16 protein-coding genes are annotated in these 19671 nt (G+C 63.2%); 2 read left to right on the top strand and 14 right to left on the bottom strand.

Annotated features, from left to right (window positions below; all coding sequences use genetic code 11):
- Positions 1-36 precede the first annotated feature (36 nt).
- The gene (gene plsB / locus QBK88_RS10655; protein WP_277962006.1) at positions 37-2520 is read right to left on the bottom strand and encodes a glycerol-3-phosphate 1-O-acyltransferase PlsB; all 2484 of its coding nucleotides are present in this window, start codon (positions 2518-2520) and stop codon (positions 37-39) included.
- Between the two features lie 186 nt (positions 2521-2706).
- Between plsB and QBK88_RS10660 the strand changes: the two genes are divergently transcribed.
- The gene (locus tag QBK88_RS10660; protein ID WP_277962007.1) at positions 2707-2916 is read left to right on the top strand and encodes a cold-shock protein; all 210 of its coding nucleotides are present in this window, start codon (positions 2707-2709) and stop codon (positions 2914-2916) included.
- Positions 2917-3031: 115 nt separating this feature from the next.
- On the opposite strand, the gene QBK88_RS10665 is transcribed toward QBK88_RS10660, so the two are convergent.
- From QBK88_RS10665 to QBK88_RS10705, 9 genes are all read right to left on the bottom strand, one after another.
- Positions 3032-3409 (bottom strand): hypothetical protein, encoded by a 378-nt coding sequence (locus QBK88_RS10665; protein ID WP_277962008.1) that lies wholly within the window; start codon positions 3407-3409, stop codon positions 3032-3034.
- A gap of 18 nt (positions 3410-3427) precedes the next feature.
- Complete coding sequence (locus tag QBK88_RS10670) at positions 3428-4240, bottom strand: putative RNA methyltransferase (RefSeq protein WP_277962093.1); 813 nt, start codon at positions 4238-4240, stop codon at positions 3428-3430.
- Entirely contained in the window at positions 4240-5391 is a 1152-nt protein-coding gene (gene dapE, locus QBK88_RS10675) for a succinyl-diaminopimelate desuccinylase (protein ID WP_277962009.1), read from the bottom strand. Before dapE ends, QBK88_RS10670 begins: the two co-directional genes overlap by 1 nt.
- Before the next feature lie 99 nt (positions 5392-5490).
- Entirely contained in the window at positions 5491-6027 is a 537-nt protein-coding gene (locus tag QBK88_RS10680; RefSeq protein WP_277962010.1) for a hypothetical protein, read from the bottom strand.
- Positions 6028-6037: 10 nt separating this feature from the next.
- On the bottom strand, positions 6038-8479 hold the full coding sequence (locus tag QBK88_RS10685) for a fimbria/pilus outer membrane usher protein (protein ID WP_277962011.1): 2442 nt from the start codon (positions 8477-8479) through the stop codon (positions 6038-6040).
- On the bottom strand, positions 8476-9210 hold the full coding sequence (locus QBK88_RS10690; protein WP_277962012.1) for a fimbria/pilus chaperone family protein: 735 nt from the start codon (positions 9208-9210) through the stop codon (positions 8476-8478). Before QBK88_RS10690 ends, QBK88_RS10685 begins: the two co-directional genes overlap by 4 nt.
- A gap of 79 nt (positions 9211-9289) precedes the next feature.
- Entirely contained in the window at positions 9290-9928 is a 639-nt protein-coding gene (locus tag QBK88_RS10695) for a DUF1120 domain-containing protein (protein WP_277962013.1), read from the bottom strand.
- Between the two features lie 136 nt (positions 9929-10064).
- Complete coding sequence (locus QBK88_RS10700; RefSeq protein WP_277962014.1) at positions 10065-12647, bottom strand: glycosyltransferase; 2583 nt, start codon at positions 12645-12647, stop codon at positions 10065-10067.
- A gap of 147 nt (positions 12648-12794) precedes the next feature.
- Complete coding sequence (locus QBK88_RS10705) at positions 12795-15386, bottom strand: glycosyltransferase (RefSeq protein ID WP_277962015.1); 2592 nt, start codon at positions 15384-15386, stop codon at positions 12795-12797.
- Between the two features lie 256 nt (positions 15387-15642).
- Here QBK88_RS10705 and tcdA point away from each other — a divergent pair, with 256 nt between their 5' ends.
- Positions 15643-16443 carry a tRNA cyclic N6-threonylcarbamoyladenosine(37) synthase TcdA gene (tcdA, locus tag QBK88_RS10710; RefSeq protein WP_277962016.1) on the top strand — a complete coding sequence of 267 codons (801 nt, stop codon included), beginning with the start codon at positions 15643-15645 and terminating at the stop codon, positions 16441-16443.
- A 12-nt stretch (positions 16444-16455) separates the two neighbouring features.
- Here tcdA and QBK88_RS10715 read toward each other — a convergent pair whose 3' ends face one another.
- Genes QBK88_RS10715 through QBK88_RS10730 form a run of 4 tightly spaced genes read right to left on the bottom strand, consistent with a single transcriptional unit; the run spans position 16456 to position 19546 of the window.
- Positions 16456-16860, bottom strand: coding sequence for a SufE family protein (locus QBK88_RS10715; protein WP_277962017.1), 405 nt, complete (start codon positions 16858-16860; stop codon positions 16456-16458).
- Positions 16857-18062: a cysteine desulfurase gene (locus tag QBK88_RS10720; RefSeq protein ID WP_277962018.1), complete on the bottom strand. Its 1206-nt coding sequence runs from the start codon at positions 18060-18062 to the stop codon at positions 16857-16859. The genes QBK88_RS10715 and QBK88_RS10720 overlap by 4 nt, the downstream gene beginning before the upstream one ends.
- Before the next feature lie 56 nt (positions 18063-18118).
- The gene (gene dapD / locus QBK88_RS10725; protein ID WP_277962019.1) at positions 18119-19153 is read right to left on the bottom strand and encodes a 2,3,4,5-tetrahydropyridine-2,6-dicarboxylate N-succinyltransferase; all 1035 of its coding nucleotides are present in this window, start codon (positions 19151-19153) and stop codon (positions 18119-18121) included.
- Between the two features lie 42 nt (positions 19154-19195).
- Complete coding sequence (locus tag QBK88_RS10730) at positions 19196-19546, bottom strand: ArsC family reductase (RefSeq protein ID WP_277962020.1); 351 nt, start codon at positions 19544-19546, stop codon at positions 19196-19198.
- Between the last annotated feature and the right edge of the window lie 125 nt (positions 19547-19671).

A 19671-nucleotide genomic window follows, 5' to 3' on the forward strand; every position in this document is an offset into this window, starting at 1 on the left:
AAAGAGTGCACAGGATACGGATAATCGCCGCTGACTTCAGCTTCCCTGAAAGGCTTCATCGCTGCGGTGCAGTGCCACCTGGCGAATCGATAGGCGCAGGTCGGCCGGCAGTACCCGCTTGGCGGCACCTTCAGCCAGTTCCCCCAGCCCCTCCAGGTAACCCAGTTTGCCGTCGGTGTCGCGGCTCAGCACGCCTTGGTCGAGCAGGGTCTGAATGAAGTGGCGGAACAGGCTCTTGTCGAAGAATTCCGGCGCATTCAGGCCATGCAGAATGGACAGGCGCTGGGCCATGATGGTGCACAGGTCTTCCAGGGCTTCGGCAGTGAGGGTGTTCTGGCCGCTGTTGAGCAGCAGGGCGATAGCCATGTAGAAGCGTTGCAGGGTCTGGTTGATGCTGCGCGACAGCAGCGTCAGCAGCACGAATTTGCGCGAGCTGGGTGCGGGCCGTTGGTAGATGTCGTTCTCGACCCGCAGCAGGCCCTGTTCGACAAAGGCGCCCAGCCACTGGTCGATGACGCCTTCGAGCTCGTCCACCGACCAGCGAATGAACAGCTCCGACTGCAGGTACGGGTACAGGGCCCGGGTGTATCGCAGCAACTGGTCACGGCTCATGCGTGCACTGCTCTGGAAGAAGCTGGCCAGTAGCGCGGGCAACGCGAAGATGTGCAACACGTTGTTGCGGTAGTAGGTCATCAATACTGCGTTCTGCTCGCCCAGGTAGAGAATCTTGCCCAGGGCGTCACTTTGTTCGGACAGCAGGTCCATGGCCTTGACGTGGTCGATCAGCGCGCGGCCATCGCCTTCGGGCAGGGTGGTGTGGGGCGAATAAGGCACCTTGCGCAGCAGCGCCAGGTACAGGTCCAGCACCCGTGCCATGGCGGCATCGTCCAGGGCCAGGCGTGTAGTGGACAACAGCGCCAGCGCCACCAGGTTCACCGGGTTGATGGCTGCGGCTTCATTGAGGTGGCGGGCCACCTGCGCGCCCAGGCGATGGGTGGTTTCATGCAACCACTGGGGCTTGAACTGCGGGCCGTGGTCCTGTTCGCGCCAACCGGGTTGCTCGGCGTCGAGAAACTCGGCGAGGCGGATCGGTTCGCCGAAGTTCACCGCCACTTGGCCGAAACGCTGCTTGAGCGCACCGATGACCTTGAAGATGTCGAAGATCGACTCCTTCTTCTTGCTGGCCCCACGCAGCTCACCCAGGTACGTACGACCTTCCAGTACCCGCTCGTAGCCGATGTACACCGGCACGAAGACGATGGGCATGCGCGAGGAGCGCAGGAAGCTGCGCAGGGTGATGGCCAGCATGCCGGTCTTGGGTTGCAACATGCGCCCGGTGCGCGAGCGGCCGCCCTCGACGAAATACTCCACCGGGAAGCCCTTGGTGAACAAGGTGTGCAGGTATTCGTTGAACACCGCCGTGTACAGCGGGTTGCCCTTGAAGGTACGACGCATGAAGAACGCGCCACCGCGGCGCAGCAGGCCACCGATGACCGGCATGTTCAGGTTGATGCCCGCGGCAATGTGCGGGGGCGTCAGGCCGTTGCGAAACAGCAGGTAGGACAGCAGCAGGTAATCGATGTGGCTGCGATGGCAGGGTACATAGATGACCTCGTGCCCTGGGGCAATCTCCTGTACGCCTTCGAGGTGGTTGACCTTGATGCCGTCGTAGATCTTGTTCCAGAACCAGCTGAGCACTACTTCCAGGAAACGGATGGCGGTGTAGGTGTAATCCGAGGCGATTTCGTTGCCATAGCGCAGCGCCTGCGCTTCGGCCTTGGCCAGCGGGATGTTCTGCCGCTCGGCTTCTTCACTGATGGCCTGCCGCACCTGGCTGTCGTGGATCAGGCCCTTGACCAGGTTGCGGCGGTGGGAAATATCCGGACCGATGACCGCGGCCTTGAGGTTACGAAAATGCACCCTCAAGAGGCGTTGGGCCAGGCGCAGGGTGCGCTCGTGGCCCTTGTTCTGGGCAACCAGTTCGCGCAAATGGATAGGTGCGGAGAATTGCACGCGGGTCTTGCGGCCCAGGATCAGGATGCTGACCAGCCGGCGCAGACGGCCTGTGACCGCCCAGCTGTCGGCGAACAGCAGTTTCCAGGGGCTGGACTCGCTGGCGGGCGATTGGCCCCAGAACACGCTGACGGGAATGATTTGTGCATCTTCTTCGGCATTCTGGCTGATGGCGGCTATCAAGCGCTCCAGCGTCGGCGGTGCGCCACGCTTGTCCTGGCGCCCCAGCCAGTCCGGTTCCGGGGTGAGGTAGAAGAAGGCGGCAGGCTCGATCCGGTCGCCCACGGCTACCGGCAGCACTGGGCGCGGCAGCCCGGCCTTGGAGCATTCGGTGTCCAGCACCGCCAGGTCACTGGCCGACGGCGACTGCAACACATAGAACACTGGCCGGCTGCGGTCCAGGTTCAGGGTGAAAGACGACTGGTTGATGGTCTCGGAACGAACCCACAGGTACAGCAGTCGGCGCAGGGTGCCAAAGGCAAAACGGCGGAACGGGAAACGGGTCATAAGGCCTGTGCTTGCTTGAAACGGATGATCGGCACTGTACAGGGTCGATCGTTTGGCAAAAAGCGCCGCCGTCATAATAATTGTGACAGGCGCGGCCTACACTCGGCCGCGCCTGGCAAAGGAGCGCCGGCCCTTGAGGGGCGGGCAACAGCGGGTCCATAAATAGAAATGAACGGAGTAGTGCCGATGTCGTCTCGTGAGACAGGAAGCGTCAAATGGTTCAACGATGCCAAGGGCTATGGCTTTATCCAGCGTGAGGGTGGGGCGGATGTGTTCGTGCATTTCCGCGCCATCCGCGGCGAGGGGCATCGCTCGCTGGTAGAAGGGCAGCAGGTGGAATACGCCCTCTTCGACGGCCCCAAGGGCCCGCAGGCCGAGGACGTGCAGGGTCTCTGAGGACTGCGCTGCACTTCTGCAGGACCGGGCGAAGCTGGGGAAAAGGAAGGCCCGATGGATCGGGTTACCCGCTTCCCGCGCTTCGGCTGGTCCTGCAGGGGGATTGCCTGGGAATTCAGCTGGTACGCCAGGTGATCTGCTCTTCGCCATCTTCGCTGACGCGAATCCAGGTGTCGGCGCTTTCTTCGCCTTCCTCTTCCACCCAAGTGCCCGGGGCGCAGCGCACTTCTACCTTCAAGGCGGCAAATGCGGCGCGGGCGCAGGCGATGTCGTCATCCCAAGGGGTCTGGTCGCTTTCCAGGTACAGGCTGTTCCATTTGCCCACGGCCTTGGGCAGCCAGGTCACGGGCACGCTGCCGGCGGTGCATTTCCACGTCTGGCCTTTCTGCACCCAGTCGCTGCACGGGCCCAGGGCCTCGCCCAGCCAGGTGGCGATGGCCTTGTGGTCGACGTCGGCGTCTTTGAGGTAGATCTCGATATCAGGTTGGCGCATGGACGTACTCACTCGGAATCAGGGTTGCAGCACAAAATAATCGTAACGCATGGACACGGTCACCACGAAGGGGCGTGGTTGCTCGATGACCTGGGCGCGACGCTCGGCACTGGCACGCCAGCCGTGGGGCGTCATGGCCAGCAGGTTGGCGCGCGACGGGCCGTCGATCAGCTTGATCTTGAACTTCAGGGTTTCGCTGTGGGCCAGCTCCATGCCCTCTGGCACCTGCAGCAGGTGCTTGTCATCGACGTACTCGCGTACTTCGTCATAGAGCTGTTCGCGCAGTTCCATCAGGTGCTCGCGGGTGGGCCCCACGCGCATCAGGCCGCCACCGGGCGCCAGCAGGCGTTTGGCTTCCTGCCAGTCCAGCGGGCTGAACACGCTGGCCAGGAACTGGCAGCTGGCATCGGGCAGCGGGATGCGCGCCATGCTCGCCACTAGCCAGGTCACCGCGGGGTTGCGCTTGCAGGCGCGCTTCACGGCCTCGCGGGAAATGTCCAGGGCGTAGCCGTCGGCCCGGGGCAAGGCGTCAGCGATCTGCGCGGTGTAATAGCCTTCGCCGCAGCCGATGTCCAGCCAGCGCCCAGGCCGGCGTTCGGCGGCCAGTTCGGCCAGGCGCTGGGCCACGGGGGCGTAGTGGCCGGCGTTGAGGAAGTCGCGGCGGGCCTCGACCATGGCCTGGTTGTCGCCCGGGTCACGGCTGTTCTTGTGCTGCACCGGCAACAGGTTCAGGTAACCCTGGCGGGCGCGGTCAAAACTGTGCCTCGCGGGGCACACCACGCCGTTGGCGGCCTGGGCGAGGCCGGCATTGCAAATGGGGCAGGTGAGCATCATGCGAGCAGCTTCACCAGGGTCTGGTAGTAGATCTCGGTCAGTACGTCGAGGTCGCTGGCCAGCACGCGCTCGTTGACCTGGTGGATGGTGGCGTTGACCGGGCCCAGCTCGACCACCTGAGTACCCAGGGTGGCGATGAAGCGGCCATCGGACGTACCGCCGCTGGTGGAGGCCTGGGTGTCACGGCCGGTGACGGCCTTGATGCTGGCGGACACGGCGTCCAGCAGGGCGCCGGGCTCGGTCAGGAACGGCAGGCCCGACAGCGCCCAGTCCACGTGCCAGTCCAGCTCGTGCTTGTCGAGAATGGCCGCGACCCGGGCCTTGAGACCTTCAACCGTGGACTCGGTGGAGAAGCGGAAGTTGAACACCGCGGTCAGTTCGCCGGGGATCACGTTGGTGGCGCCAGTGCCCGAATTCAGGTTCGAGACCTGGAAGCTGGTGGGCGGGAAGAAGGCATTGCCGTCGTCCCAGTGCTCGGCGGCCAGTTCCGCCAGGGCCGGGGCCGCCAGGTGAATGGGGTTGCGGGCCAGGTGCGGGTAGGCCACGTGGCCTTGCTTGCCGCGCACGGTCAGGGTCGCGCCCAGGGAGCCACGACGGCCGTTCTTCACCACATCGCCCACCAGGCTGGTGCTCGAGGGTTCGCCGACGATGCACCAGTCCAGGCGCTCGTTGCGCGCGGCCAGGCGCTCGACCACGGCCTTGGTGCCGTGGTGGGCAGGACCTTCTTCGTCACTGGTGATCAGGAAGGTGACGCTGCCACGATGGTCGGGGTAGTCGCCGACGAACCGTTCGGCCGCCACCAGCATGGCCGCCAGGCTGCCTTTCATGTCGGCGGCGCCGCGGCCGCACAGCATACCGTCGGCATCGATCAGGGCGTCGAACGGGTCATTCTGCCAGGCCGCGACCGGGCCGGTGGGCACCACGTCGGTGTGGCCGGCGAAGCACAGCACCGGGCCTTCCTGGGTACCGTGGCTGGCCCAGAAATTGTCGACGTCCTCGATGCGCATGGGTTCGAGCTTGAAGCCGGCATCCCCCAGACGCTGCATCATCAGCTTCTGGCAATCGGCGTCCACGGGGGTCACCGAAGGGCGGCGGATCAGGTCGCAAGCAAGTTGCAGCGTGGGCGAAAGGTCGGCGTGGGCCGTCATGAAAGACTCCGGATACAGAACGGGCAATGAAGGGCCGTAATGGTAAAGCAAATTGCCCCCAGTGTACGGCCCTTTCGCCATTCGGCCCTTGCGTGCGCGTTACTCGGCCAGTTGCAGGGCCAGGCTGCCCTGCAGCAGGGTTTCGTCGGCCCGGCGCAGCTCCCCCAGCGGCAGGCTCGGGGTCACGAGCAGGTTCATTGCCCACTCGCTGCCCTGCACCGGTTGGCCGGCGTTGACGGGCACGATCCGCTGGCCGGGCTGCACATCCAGCTCGCGGTGCCCGGTAGGGCCCTGGTTGAGGTTGGCCAGGTCCACCACGGCGCCGTCGACGGTGGCCTGGGCCAATTGCAGGCGCAGGTGGCCTGCATCGGCGAAGCGAGCCTGGCCGCCCTCGCTGGCCCCTGTCAGGTCCACGGCCAGTGGCCCGGGTGCGGGGCAGCTTATACGCACCCGCACATTGCGCACGGGCAGGGCATGGGGCTGCTGGAAACTGTCCAGCCGGCTTCCCGTGGGCAGTTGCAGCACCCCATAGTCGAGCTCTGGCTGGTCCAGCGCGATACGGCAGGGCTCGGCCGCCTGGATGCCCGCGGCAGCGCAGGCCAGGGCGAGGCCCAGGGCAAGGTTCAGTCGATTCATCGTATAAGCCTCAGGTTGACGGGCAATGGGCATCCAACTGTTCGTAAGGGCTATCCAGGTCGGGCTGCGCCGGCAGGTCAAACCCCAGTGTGCACAGCCGTTCGCCCTGGCGTGAAACGCTCAAGCCCTGGGCATCGGCGTTTTCCAGGAACACCTGGCCGCCATCCAGCACGGCGGTGACAAACTGACCTTGTGCGTTGACCACGCTGTCGCCCTTGTTCAGGCGCGCGCGGCTGGCAGCGTCCAGGGTCAACAGTACGCGGCGGTTGTGCACCACGGAGAAGCCCAGGTGATGCACCGAGCCACGGCCGGCCGTGATCGCTTGGTGCCCATTGACCACGTCCACGGCCCTTGGCAGGCTGCGAGTGGCGATTTCCACATGGCTGGGCTGATAGGCCGGCAGTTGCGCGACCACCGCTTGCCCCGAGCGGTCGGTCCATACCGGGCCGCTGGGTGTCTGCAACTTGATGCCGGCTACATCGCCCACGCGGGCGATGGCGAAGGTGTCACCGATGGCGTACGGCGAGAAGGTCACGCCGTCACCGTGCACGGCCACCGCACCGCTGGCCTGGAGGCTGGCGCCCCGTCGGCCTTCGTTGCCCTGGGTCACCGACAGTTGCGTGCGGGCGCTGTCGGTCAGCAGGTTGAGCCCGGCGCTTAGCGACTGGCGGGCATCCGGCGCTTCGTACTCGGCGCTCAAACTGGTCTGCACGCGGTCGCTGAGCTGGCTGTTGAGCGTGCTGCCATAGGTGTTGCGTTCCCCGCGGCGGCCGGCATAACTGCGCAGGCGGCTGCCGCTGCCCAGCGGCAGGCTGGCGGTGAGGTACACCGCCGATTGCTCCTGGCGGTCAAAGCGTTCGTGATCGGCCCGGTAGCGGCGCAATTGCCGAGTGTTGTGTTCCACCCGCAGCCCCAGGTTCACCTTGCCGACGTTGCGGTTCCAACTGCCGGTGACGAAGTCGCTGCGCTGGCCGTTGAACTGCACCGCGCTGGCGTAAGTGGCCGACAGTGCGCCGAACGTCGGGTCGAACCAGCTCACCGACAGCCCGAACTGGTCACGGCTGCTGCGGTAGTACTGGCGTTCGTCGTAGCGCCGGGCAAGGGTGTCGGACAGGTCACGGTAGCCGGGTGTCTCGCGGCTCAGGTTCAGCCCGGTGGACAGCCCGTGGGGCCATTTTACCGAGAGTTGGCCGTTGAACTGAGCGCCGCTGGTGCCCTGGGGGCCGCCGTGGGATAGCAGGGTGCCCAGCCCCAGCGAGATATCGGGGCCAAAGCCGGTGTCCAGGGTCATGCCGGTGGCGCGGTAGTCATGATCGCCCAGGGTGCCGCCCAAGGCGAAACGGTAGCGCTCGCCCAGCAGCCAGCCGTTGGAGGCCGTGGCCATCAGCGGGGCGTTGAGGTCGTCGGAATGGAAGGTACGCACCTTGCCCAGGGCGAACGAAAAACCGCCTGCTACCCGGGTGGCGGTGCCGAGGTTGATGGCCGGGACGCTGAAGCGCTGTTCGCGGCCGCTGGTTTCGATCACCCGCACGTCCAGGTCGCTGCTGCTGTTGAACAGCGCCAGGTCGCGCAGTTCGAAGGGGCCGGCGGGCACCATCTGATCATGAATCAAGGCGCCAGCCTGGCGCACCTCGACCCGGGCGTTGTCCTGGGCGAACCCTTGCACCTGCACGCCGCTGTGCCCGCGACGTTGCAGCGCGGCTTCCGGTACCCATTGCATGCCAGTGATGGGCCCGCCGGGCAGTACCGAGTGGCTGATGTTCAACTCACCCACTTGCAGGATGCTGCCTTGTTCGACCAGCGTCTTCTGCGCGTAGGTATAAAGGTTCTCGGTATGAGCACGGTCATTGAAGGCACTGTAGCTATGGCGGCTGCGCACCAGCCAGTCGCCCAGGTTGACCCCCAACTCGGCGTTGGCAGCCTTGTAGTGGCTGGAGTGGCCCAGGAATTGGTTGGCGGCGCCATACACTTCGTAGTTGAGCGTGGCGGCACTGCCGCCGCCCTGGAACGGTGCCGTGCGGGTGGGCGCGCGTTCCAGGCTGTCATCGCTGGCCAGCAGGTCTACCTGTTGGCGCTCGGGGCGAAGTTTGACCACGGTGCGCGGAAACGCCGCCAAGTAGTCATGGCAATCGTTGCCCGGCGTCGCTTGGGGCGGTGTGCGCAGGCCGGCCTTGGCGAGTAGTTGGGTGTCGAAGCAAAGCTGGCCCTGATCGTCGAAGCGCGTGTCGGTTGAGCCAATCGCTTTGCCGTTCACGGTGAGGTTGACCCGGCGCACGCCGGGCGCAAAACGCGGCGCCTTGGCGAAGTACTGGCTCAGGCTGGGGTCGATGCCCCGTTGCTTCAAAGTTTGTGCATCAAAGCCGGCATTGGCGGCATGGCTGGACAGCGGCAGGACGCAGGCGCTCATCGCCCAATACAGTGGCCAACGTGGCCGGGGGCTGGCCGTCTTCATGGCAAGCAGCCTTGTGCGTCGGGCGCACAGGTCAGTGGCGCTTCGTACGGCTTGCCCTGAAAGCCGTACGGGCTGGCAGGGTGCAGGCGAACGGTGCGCGCCTGGCCGGGGTTCAGCGGGGCGGGCAGATCAAGAATCAGATGGCTGCGCGGCAGCACGTAGGTATGGGGCAAGGCCAGGTTGATTTTGTCAGGCAGCAGCGTGACATGCTGGCTCAGGCGGACCACATAGGGGCTGTCATTGCTCAGCGTGATGGCGTTGGCTTCCTGGCGCCAGGCCAGCCGCTTCCAGGGCTGCGGGTCCTCGGCCAAGCCTTTCGGGTGCAGGATCACTGGCAGGTTCTGGCGCACCGTGACGTTCAGGTCGCTGGGATTGCCCAGCCGACGTTCGGGGATGCCTTCGAAAATCACCCGCAGCATGTGCTGCTCGGTGAGGGTCTGCCCTGGCTTCAGCAGAAAGCGCACCAGCTGTTTCTCCCCAGCCTCTACCCGGGTAACGGGAGGGCTGGCCAACAGGTAGGCCTGGGGCTGTTGTTCAAGGTTGGTCAGGGAGGTGTACAGCAAGGCGGCGGCCTGGTCGGTGTTGGTGACATTCAGGCTGGCTTCGCCATCGGCCACGTTGACGCGCAGCACGGTAGTGTCGGGCACCATCCCGGCGGCCATGGCCTGGGGGGCTAAACCGAGGGCGAGCACGGGCACTACCAGCCACAGAAAGGGTTTGGGCAGGTTCATCGGGGGCTCTGATGGAAAAATAGGGGGCGTGCGAAGGTGAAACGGGCGCCATGCGGGGTCATGGCGCCCGGGTTGCCGTTTACAGGTAAACGACTTCCATGGTCAGGCTGCTGTCGATTTCCAGCGCACCAGACATATCCATCTGCTCTGTGGCGCGGATGGTCGGCTTGAGCTGGATGTCACCGCTGTAGACGCTGTAGGCGCCCGGGGTGGTTTCACCTTCGGCGGCGAACGAAGTGAAGTGCTGCTTGCTTACCTGGCCGTAGTTGTTCTTGCTCCAGGTGGTCTTGTCGGTGCTGTGGATCACGTCGACTGGCTGGTTGTCGCCGAACGCCTTGCTGCCAGGGTGTTGTACCCACAGGCGGCCGATGGGATCGCCGTTGGCATCCTTGCCGAACCCGAAGTAGTTGGCATGGGCTGGGTTGTCGTTGTGCTCTGGCTTGTTGTCCACCCAAGTGGTCGCCACCGGGGTAGCGCTGGTGCACTGGATGGTGAAGCCCAGGCTCTTGGTTTGCAGGCTGGTAGGCAGGGTGGCGTCTGGGTTCAGGTCACCGTGGGACAGTTGGTATTGCACCACGCCGGCGTTGGCGAAGGAGGGTTCGCAAGCGGTCGGAACGACCTGGCCCTTGACGGTCAGCTCGGCGGTGGTAGCCGCCATCGCGGCGGAGCTGGCGGCCAGCAGGCAAACGGCGATGAGGCTTTTTGGAGTGCGGATCATGAACGTATTCCTTTCTCTTGGTTAAGTGTTGACTGAAGCCCCCGGGGTGTTCCCTGGGTGACTCCAACGAGAGAAAGTTTAAGGATGTGACTTGGGCGGCCCTATCAGACGCTTCTGTTTGATTTTGTGATTTGTCCTAGGAATTTTCGTGCCCTGCGCCGGGTGTGGGGTGGGTACCCGGCGGCGCGACTTTTTCGTCGGGCATCGGGCAGGCGTGGCGGGAAGAGGACAAAAAGGTCATGAACAACGCTGCCAGGCAGGGCAGTGATTCAGCCAGTAACAGGATTTGCCACAGCAACAGGTCAAACGAACTCATGCCGTACCGTAGCTGGATAGCTGTCACGGCCGCTATCAACGTAATCGCTATGGTCACTTCATCGCGCACGCTGTGCAGTAAACGGCGCCATTGCCGAGAACGGAGGGATTTAGGCGTGCGAACGAACGGCATGCGCGTTGTGAATGCGCCATAGATCACGGCCTTGGCAATCGTGTGGTGCAAGGCCATGCCGCCAATGGTCGCGAACAGGGCATGGTTGTAATAAAGGCCGACAACTCGGAGGTAGAGGAACATTATCTTGAAGAATTTGAACAGCATCAGCACAAGCACCGGTAGCGTCAGCAGCCAGGGTGCGGGCGCCAACGGTGCGGGTGCAATGACCATTGCCACGGACCACGCGAGCGTGGTGAGCGTCAGCAGCAATGCGATGCCATTGATGATCCACGGCAGCCAGCCAACCAGAAAGTGGTAGCGTTGAGCGAGACTCAATCTTCCCGCCTGAAAAAGCACACGCCGATGGTGTTTGAGAATTTGAATGGCGCCGTAGGCCCAACGAAAGCGTTGTTTCTGGAAGTCTTCAAACGTGTGGGGAATAAGTCCCCGGCCATAGCTTTCGGTACAGTAAGCGCTGGCATGGCCATGGCTGAGAATGTTCAGGCCCAGTTCCGCATCTTCGCATATGCACCAGGGCGCCCACTTCAGTGCGTCCAGTATTGATTTCCTTATGATCGTCATCGTGCCATGTTGAATGATGGCGTCATAGTTGTTGCGGATGACCATGCCGACATGAAAGAAAGTACGGTATTCATCATAACAGATCTGGTTGTACAAGCTTTTCTGGTGGTCCCTGTAATCTTGCGGGGACTGGACGAAGCCAATGTGTGGATCAAGCATCAGTGGCGCCAATTGCTTGAGCCAGTCGCGGTGCACGCAGTAGTCGGAATCGATGACCGCCACCAGTTTCGCGTCGGGCGCTGTGTGCAGCAATGCGTAATTCAGCGCCCCGGCCTTGAACCCTTTCAGGTTGGAAACCTGGTGGAACTTGAAGCGATGCCCCAGCCGCAGGCAATGCGCCTGAACGGGTAGCCAGGTGGCGGCGAGCGGCGTGTTGTTATCGATGACCAGCACTTCGTAATCGGGATAGTCCAGTTGCGCCAGCGCGTCGAGCGTCTGGATGACCATGTCGGCGGGTTCATTATGGCAAGGCACGTGTATGGACACCTTGGGCCGGTAAGCGTGCGGGTAGGTGACCGGGTAAAACAGCCGACGATGATGCCGTGACCATGCCGCTTCGGCCATTTCGTGAGCTTCCGAACATACCGCCAGGCCTATCAGGACCGTCCATAGCGTCGCAGCCATCAGCGCGTTCAGCGTAAACGACTGTGTGGCGCCGATCGCTACGCAGGCGCATGTGAACACCAGGCCCGCGACCCCGATCGCTGTCAGGAAAACCCACCCCCGCGCGCGGAGCGCCATGCGGCTGACAATCAGAGGGAAGAAAGTCTTCCACGACGTCCGGTTATCGACGGGCCCCTGGAACGCGAATTTCGGCTGGCGGTTTCTATCGAAGACCCCCCAGTGCGGCCCCGATTTCCCCTCTTCCACCTTCCAGGGTTGGTCAAAGGCTTCGATCACGAAATAATCGATTCCCTCGGTTTGCAGGGCGTGGGTCAATGACCTCAGCACTATCGCCTGCTCTGCGGCCGTTGCGGGTTTGCCGCCGATTGGGCTGCCGTGGCTAGGCCAGCCCACCTCTGCCAGCAGTATTCTCTTGCCGGGATATAGCGCCTGCAGTTGGGTGAAGCGGCTCAGGATGACAGCGCAAGCGTCTCGGGCCTCGATGTGCTCCCAGAACGGGAGCACATGGGCTGCGATGAGGTCGACATGCTCGATCAATTCAGGGTACACCGACCATAGATGCCAAGGCTCGGCCGTGGTGACGGGTACTTTGACAGCCCCCCTGACACGGTCAAGGTACCGGATCATCTGTTCAGGATGAACCAGCCGTTTAAACAGTGATTCGTTTCCCACGATGACTCGCACGACACTGAGGTTACTCGTCGCCAGTGCAATGCCGGCCGCCAGCTCAATTTCATTCTGGTCGAGGTCTTCGCCGATCCAGATGCCCAGTGTCACTTTGATGCCCAGCGACTCTGCAACTGTACAGATGGCTTCATTGGCTCCAGTGCTGGCATAACATCTTATGTGGTCGGTCCATTGACCGAGCAGGGTCAAATCACGACGTATGTTATCGACGGGAGATGTTTTGAAGTTGTCAGGTGTTTGTCTGGCTCGAAAGGGAGCGTAGGAGAAACCAGATACTTTCACGGGCCAGGAAGGGGGCAGGGACCTTTTATCTTTCCAGTAGCTCGGGAAGGGTAGGTTGATATTCAACGAGGGCTCGCCGACGTTTGCCAGAGTATTGCGAGGGGCTGAGTTCATCTTGTTATGGCCTCCTGTGCAAGTGTGTTTTAAACCTCGATGGTTTTCATTGCAACAGGCGTATGTAATGATTCAAATGAGTGGAATTTGTTATCGCGGTTGCATCTTTTGCGCGCGAAAAAAAGCCCGCTTGCGCGGGCTTCATCATTACTGAGCAGTGGCCGGCTCCGGCGCCGGTGCAGGTTTGGGCAGTGACGACAGGAACGCCATGATCAGCGAGGCCAGGTAAGGTAGCGACTGCACCAGCAGCATGGTCACCCACAGGCGCATGTCATTGCTGGGCAGGCCCTGCACCAGGCAGATACCCGAGGCGGCGCCCCACAGCAGCAGCATGATGAACAGTTCTTCCCGGGCTTCGGAAATGGCTACCAGCAAACCGTGGCTGTCGGCGTTCTTCGGTGTACGGAAGAACGGGATGCTGGTGGTGAAGAACCCGTACAGCACGGCCTTGGCAATGGTGTGCGATAGGGCCAGGCCCGCCAGCGCGGCGGCAAAGGCGTCCTTGAGGTTCACACCCACTGCGCGGCGGTACAGGAACACGATCTTGCCCACCTTGAACACGAACAGCGCCAGCGGCGGAATCGCGAAAATCAGCAGCGGCGGGTCGACCCGCTGCGGCACGATGATCATTGCCGCCGACCACAGCAGGGCACCGACGGTAAAGAAGATGTTCATGCCATCGGCTACCCACGGCAGCCAGCCCGCCAGGAAGTGGTAGCGCTGGCCGCGGGTCAGCTCGGTGTCCTTGCCGCGCAGCAGGCTGGCGGTGTGGCGCTTGATGATCTGGATGGCACCATAGGCCCAGCGGAAGCGCTGCTTCTTGAAGTCGATGAAGGTGTCGGGCATCAGGCCCTTGCCGTAGCTGTTGTGGTAGTACGCAGCCGAGTAGCCTTTCTCGAACACGCGCAGGCCCAGTTCAGCGTCTTCACAGATGCACCAGTCCGCCCAGCCCAGCTCTTCGAGTACCGAGCGGCGGGTCATGGTCATGGTGCCGTGCTGAATGATTGCGTCACGGTCGTTGCGGGTCACCATGCCAATGTGGAAAAAGCCCTTGTATTCCGAATAGCAGAGCTTCTTGAACGTGCTTTCGTTCTGGTCGCGGTAGTCCTGGGGCGACTGCACCACGGCGATCTTCGGGTCGGCGAAGTGCGGCACCATGTGCTTGAGCCAGTTCTTGTCCACGCAGTAGTCGGAGTCGATCACGGCGATCACTTCGGCGTCCGGCGCGGTGTGGGGGATCAGGTAGTTCAGCGCCCCCCCCTTGAACCCGGCCAGCGGCGCGACGTGGAAGAACTTGAACCGCGGGCCCAGGGTCTGGCAGTAAGCCTGTACCGGTTCCCACACCGCCGGGTCCTTGGTGTTGTTGTCGATGATCAGGACTTCGTAGTCCGGGTAGTCCAGTGCCGCCAGGGCGTCCAGGGTCTGTTTGACCATGTCCGGTGGCTCGTTGTAGCACGGCACGTGGATGGATACTTTCGGCCGGTAGGTGGAGTCGCCTTCCACCGGCAGGAATTCGCGCCGGCGCTTGTGAATCCATACGGCTTCGGCCAGTTCATGGGCTTCGGTGAGCAGTACGATGAACACGCCCAGCGCACCCAGGGCAAGGAGGAAGCCCACGGTCAGGCTGAACCACGTGCTGTATTGCTGGCTGTAGTCGTAGCCGATCCACACCAGCACGGAGCCGCACAGGAAGGCGATGAAGGTCAGGAAGGTACGGCCACGCTGGCGCAGGGCAGAGCCATCGATCAGCAGCAGTGCCAACGAGAGCATGGCCAACACCACCGACCCCACGGCCAGTACGCGCCACTGGGGAATGGCCACCACCGGGCCTTCGAAGTTGAATTTCTGCTGGCGCTGGGCGTTGTACACGCCCCAGTACGCACCTACCGAGCCTTCGTCACTGGCCTTCCACGGTTGGTCGTAGGCCTCGATCACGAAGTAGTTGTAGCCCTGGCGGTTGAGCTTGTTCACCAGCGTGCGCAAGTAAATGGCCTGGTCTGCCTGGGTGGCGTCGGCACCACCGCGCATGCGCCCGTTGCTTGGCCAGCCCACCTCAGACAGCAGCAGTGGTTTTTTGGGGAACATGTGCTTGAGTTCGCGCGCACGGTCGAGGACGAACTGCTCGGCCTTGTCCACCGGAATGAATTCCCAGTAGGGCAGGATGTGCGCGGCGATCAGGTCCACGTGCTTGGCCAGCGATGGGTTGTGCTCCCAGATATGCCATTGCTCGGACGTGGTCACCGGCACCTTCACGGCCCCGCGCACGCGGTCCAGGTAGGCTTCCAGGTCCTTGACCGTGACTTCCTTGCGAAATAGCGCCTCGTTACCCACCACCACCCGCACGACGCTGCGGGTAGTGTTGGCCAGCTCGATGGCCTTGGCGATTTCCCGTTCGTTACGCTCCAGGTCCGGGCTGATCCATACGCCCACCGTGACCCGCAGGCCGAATTCCTCGGCGATCTTGGGAATATCGGCCTGGGTGCCGTCTACCGAGTAGATACGGATGCTGTCGGTGAGCTTGCTCAGTTGCTCCAGGTCCTGGCGAATTTCATCGTCAGTGGGGTATTGCTCCTTCTGCGGGCTTTGGCCCAGGCGGAAAGGCGAATAGGAGAAGCCGGAGATCTGTTCAGGCCAATCGGGGGCGCTGACCGGGCGGTTGATCAGCGCCCAGAAACCTGTGAAAAGTGCCGCGATCGCGACGACTATCACCAGGTTGAGACCAAATTTACGCGATGACATAGGAGGTTCTGGTTCCGAGGCGGGGGAACGGGGGAGTGCCGGCGACAGGCACCGAATCGGCGCGCATCCTACTCTGCACGTTACAAGTGTGTATAGGAGTTGTCCGAAAACATACGGTTAGAGTGGAAATGTGAGTTTAAGTTCTTCCCTTTAATGTGTAGTCCATTTCCCTGGTCAGGCCGCAAAAAAGACAGACGAAGGTGAACTCAGCGGTCGACAGGCCTATAATGCGCGCCGGTTTTCGAGGTCCAGGTTGATGAGCACAGACGATCCACGTTTCGAAGGTATTGCCCGGCTGTACGGCCGCGAGGGGATGCAGCGCCTGCGCGCCGCCCATGTGGCCATTGTTGGCATCGGCGGCGTGGGTTCCTGGGCGGCCGAGGCGATGGCGCGCAGCGGCGTGGGCGAGATCTCGCTGTTTGACCTGGACGATGTGTGCGTGAGCAACACCAACCGGCAGTTGCATGCGCTGGACGGTAACGTCGGCAAGCCCAAGGTTCAGGTCATGGCCGAGCGCTTGCGGGCCATCAACCCGGCGTGCACCGTGCACGCCGTGGCAGACTTCGTCACCCGTGACACCATGACCGAGTACATCACCGCCGACCTGGATTACGTTATCGACTGCATCGACAGCGTCAACGCCAAGGCGGCGCTGATCGCCTGGTGCAAGCGGCGCAAGATCGGCATCATCACCACCGGCGGCGCGGGTGGCCAGGTAGACCCCACCCAGATCCAGGTGGTGGACCTGAACCGCACCTACAATGACCCGCTGGCCGCCAATGTGCGGTCCACCCTGCGCCGCGACTACGGTTTTTCACGCAACACGTCGCGCCATTACAGCGTGCCGTGCGTGTATTCGACCGAACAGCTGCGCTACCCCAAGGCCGATGGCGGGGTGTGCCTGTCGAAGGCGTTCGTGGGGGAAGGGGTCAAGCTGGACTGCGCCGGTGGCTTTGGTGCGGTGATGATGGTCACGGCCACCTTCGGCATGGTGGCCGCCGCGCGCGCGGTGGACAAGCTGGTGGCGGGCACCCGCCGGCCATCGCAGCGCGGCTGACTCAACCCCAGCTTAGCCCGCGAGCTCAGCCATGCGCTTGAGCACGGCATTCAACCCATTGCTGCGCGACGGCGACAGTTGCCGCCCCAGGCCCAGTTGGTTGAACCATCCAGGCAGGTCGATGGCCTTCAGTTCATCGGCACGCAGGCCTTCCACACGCACCAGCAGCAATGCCAGCAACCCGCGGATCATCCGCGCATCGCTGTTGGCGCGAAACTGCCACTGGCCGTCTGCCTGGCTGGCGATCAACCACACCTGACTTTCGCAGCCGTGCACCAGGTGCTCTGGGCTCTTCTCGGCGTCGCTCAGGGGGGGCAGTCGCTCACCCCACTGCATCAACAGCCGCGCCCGCTGCTCCCAGCCGGCTGCCTGTTCGAACGCCCGCAATGCTTCAGCAGCGTGTAGTGAAAGGCTCATCGCAACATCTCCAGTGCCTTGTCCAATGCCTCGAAGAAGCGCAGCAGGTCGTCGCTGTCGTTATACAGCCCCAGCGACACGCGGATGGCCCCCGCCAGCCCCAAGCCCTTGAGCAAGGGCATGGCGCAGTGATGGCCGGCGCGCACGGCGATGCCCTGCTCGGTCAGCAGGTGGGCGAGGTCGGCGTTGTGCACACCCTCGACCACGAAACTGGCCAGGGCCAATTGCGGCGTTCCCAGCAGGCGCACGCCGTCGCGGTCGTTGAGGCCGCGCAGCAGCAAGCCGTGCAGGGCATTTTCATGGGCCGTGACCGCCGCCGGGTCCAGGCTGGCCAGGTAGTCCAGGGTGGCCCCAAGGCCGATCACCCCGGCCACTGGCGGTGTTCCCGCTTCAAAGCCCAGGGGTGCCGGGTGGAAGCTGGCGCTGTGGTAGTCGGCGACGTGCACCATTTCCCCACCAAACTGCCAGTGAGCCAGTTTGCCCAAGGCCTCGCTGCGCCCGTACAGCACGCCGACGCCATCCGGGCCATACAGCTTGTGGCTGGAGAACACGTAGAAGTCGCAGCCCAGTTGTCGTACGTCGTGGCGGCCATGGACCACGCCCTGGGCGCCGTCGACCACGGTCAGGGCGCCTTGGGCCTTGGCCAGGGCCAGTAGCGGTTCCAGCGGCTGCCAGGCGCCCAGCACGTTGGACAGCTGGCTGACCGCCAACAGGCGAGTGCGGGGGCCGATCAGTTGGGCGGCGGCTTCCAGGTCGATGAGGCCGGCGGTGGTCAGGGGCAATACCACCAGTTTGAGGCCTGCGCGCAGCGCCAGTTGTTGCCAGGGCAGCAGGTTGGCGTGGTGCTCCAGCGCACTGATGACCAGTTCATCGCCCGCCTGGAACTGCCCTTCAAGGCCGTAGGCCACGAGATTGAGGGCGCTGGTGGCGCCATGGGTGAAGATCACCTGGCTGGGGCTGGCTGCATTGAGCCATTGCGCGACTTTTTCGCGGCTGGCTTCGAAGGCCTGGGTGGCCAGTGCGCCGGGCAGGTGCTGAGCACGGTGCACATTGGCGGCGCCGTGTTGGTAATAGTGGGCCAGTGCGTCAAGCAAGGCCTGGGGTTTCTGGGTGGTTGCCGCATTGTCCAGATAAGTCTGGTGTTGGCGTTGCAGAGCGGCGATGGCCGGAAAATCGGCGCGCCAAGGGGAGGGCTGGAACATGATAGGGGGCTCTGGGCAGGCAGGCCCGGCATGCCGCCAGGCCTGCTCGGTGCCGCTTAGTTGTGAGCGTGCAGCGCTTCGTTCAGCTCGATGGCCGACTTGTGGGTCTTGCATTCCACCGCGCCGGTTTCCGAATTGCGACGGAACAGCAGGTCGGTCTGACCAGCCAGGTCACGGGCTTTCACAACCTTGACCAGTTGGTTTTTCTCGTCCAGCAGCGCCACTTTGGTGCCAGCGGTGATGTACAGGCCGGCTTCCACGGTGTTGCGGTCGCCCAGGGGAATGCCGATACCCGCGTTGGCACCGATCAGGCAGCCTTCACCGACCTTGATGATGATGTTGCCGCCGCCCGACAGGGTGCCCATGGTGGAGCAGCCGCCGCCCAGGTCAGAGCCCTTGCCCACGAACACGCCAGCCGAGACGCGGCCTTCGATCATGCCCGGGCCTTCGGTGCCAGCGTTAAAGTTGACGAAGCCTTCGTGCATGATGGTAGTGCCTTCGCCGATGTAGGCACCCAGGCGCACACGGGCGGCGTCGGCGATACGCACGCCAGCGGGCACCACGTAGTCGGTCATTTTCGGGAACTTGTCCACCGAGAACACTTCCAGCAGTTCGCCCTTGAGGCGCGCTTCCAGTTGCAGCTCGGCCAGTTCGGCGAGGTCGACGGCACCCTGGCTGGTCCAGGCTACGTTCGGCAGCAGTGGGAAGATACCGGCCAGGCTGACGCCGTGAGGTTTTACCAGGCGGTGCGACAGCAGGTGCAGCTTCAGGTAGGCCTCCGGCGTGGACGCCAGGGCGGCGTCTTCGGCCAGCAGGGTGGCGACCAGTGGCTTGTGGCTTTCAGCCAGGCGGGTCAGCAGCGCGGCTTGGGCAGCGTCGATGCCCTTGACCGCTTCGGCCAGTTGCGAGGCCTGGGCGGTGGTAAAGGTGATGGCCTGGTTGCCACCGGTGTAACCCAGCACAGGGGTGACGGCAGCGATCAGTTCGGCAGAAGGGGAAACCAGCGGTTGTGCGTAGAACACTTCCAGCCAGGCGCCGTTGCGATTCTGGGTGCCGACGCCGAAGGCCAGGCTGAACAGAGTAGTGGACATGCAGTTACCTCTTTGCAAATGAATGGGGCCCTGTTGCCAGCATTATTGCTGGACGGCCGCCGCATAGATATCGGGCTTGAAGCCCACGAGGGTCCGGTCGCCAAGGTCCAGCACCGGGCGCTTGATCATGGAGGGCTGGGCGAGCATCAGTTCGATGGCCTTTGCCTGGTCCAGATTGGCCTTCTGCTCGTCAGCGAGCTTGCGGAAGGTGGTGCCAGCGCGGTTGAGCACGACTTCCCAGCCGTGTTCGTCGCACCATTGTTCCAGGTGCTCACGGTCGATGCCCTGGGTCTTGTAATCATGGAAGTCGTAGCCGGCGCCGTGCTCGTCGAGCCAGGTGCGGGCCTTCTTCATGGTGTCGCAGGCCTTGATGCCGAAAAGTGTATAAGCCATGGTTTCAAAGGGAGCGGCCCGGATGAACGGGGCCTGGCTCAGCGGTCTCCTGGAAACGAATCGACGAATTATGCGGCATCGATTCTTTCGGCGCCATGACTGTTGCTTCCCAGGGGGCGACAGAA

Source organism: Pseudomonas sp. RIT-To-2, assembly GCF_029623465.1.
In the GTDB taxonomy this organism is placed as follows: Bacteria; Pseudomonadota; Gammaproteobacteria; order Pseudomonadales; family Pseudomonadaceae; genus Aquipseudomonas; species Aquipseudomonas silvicola.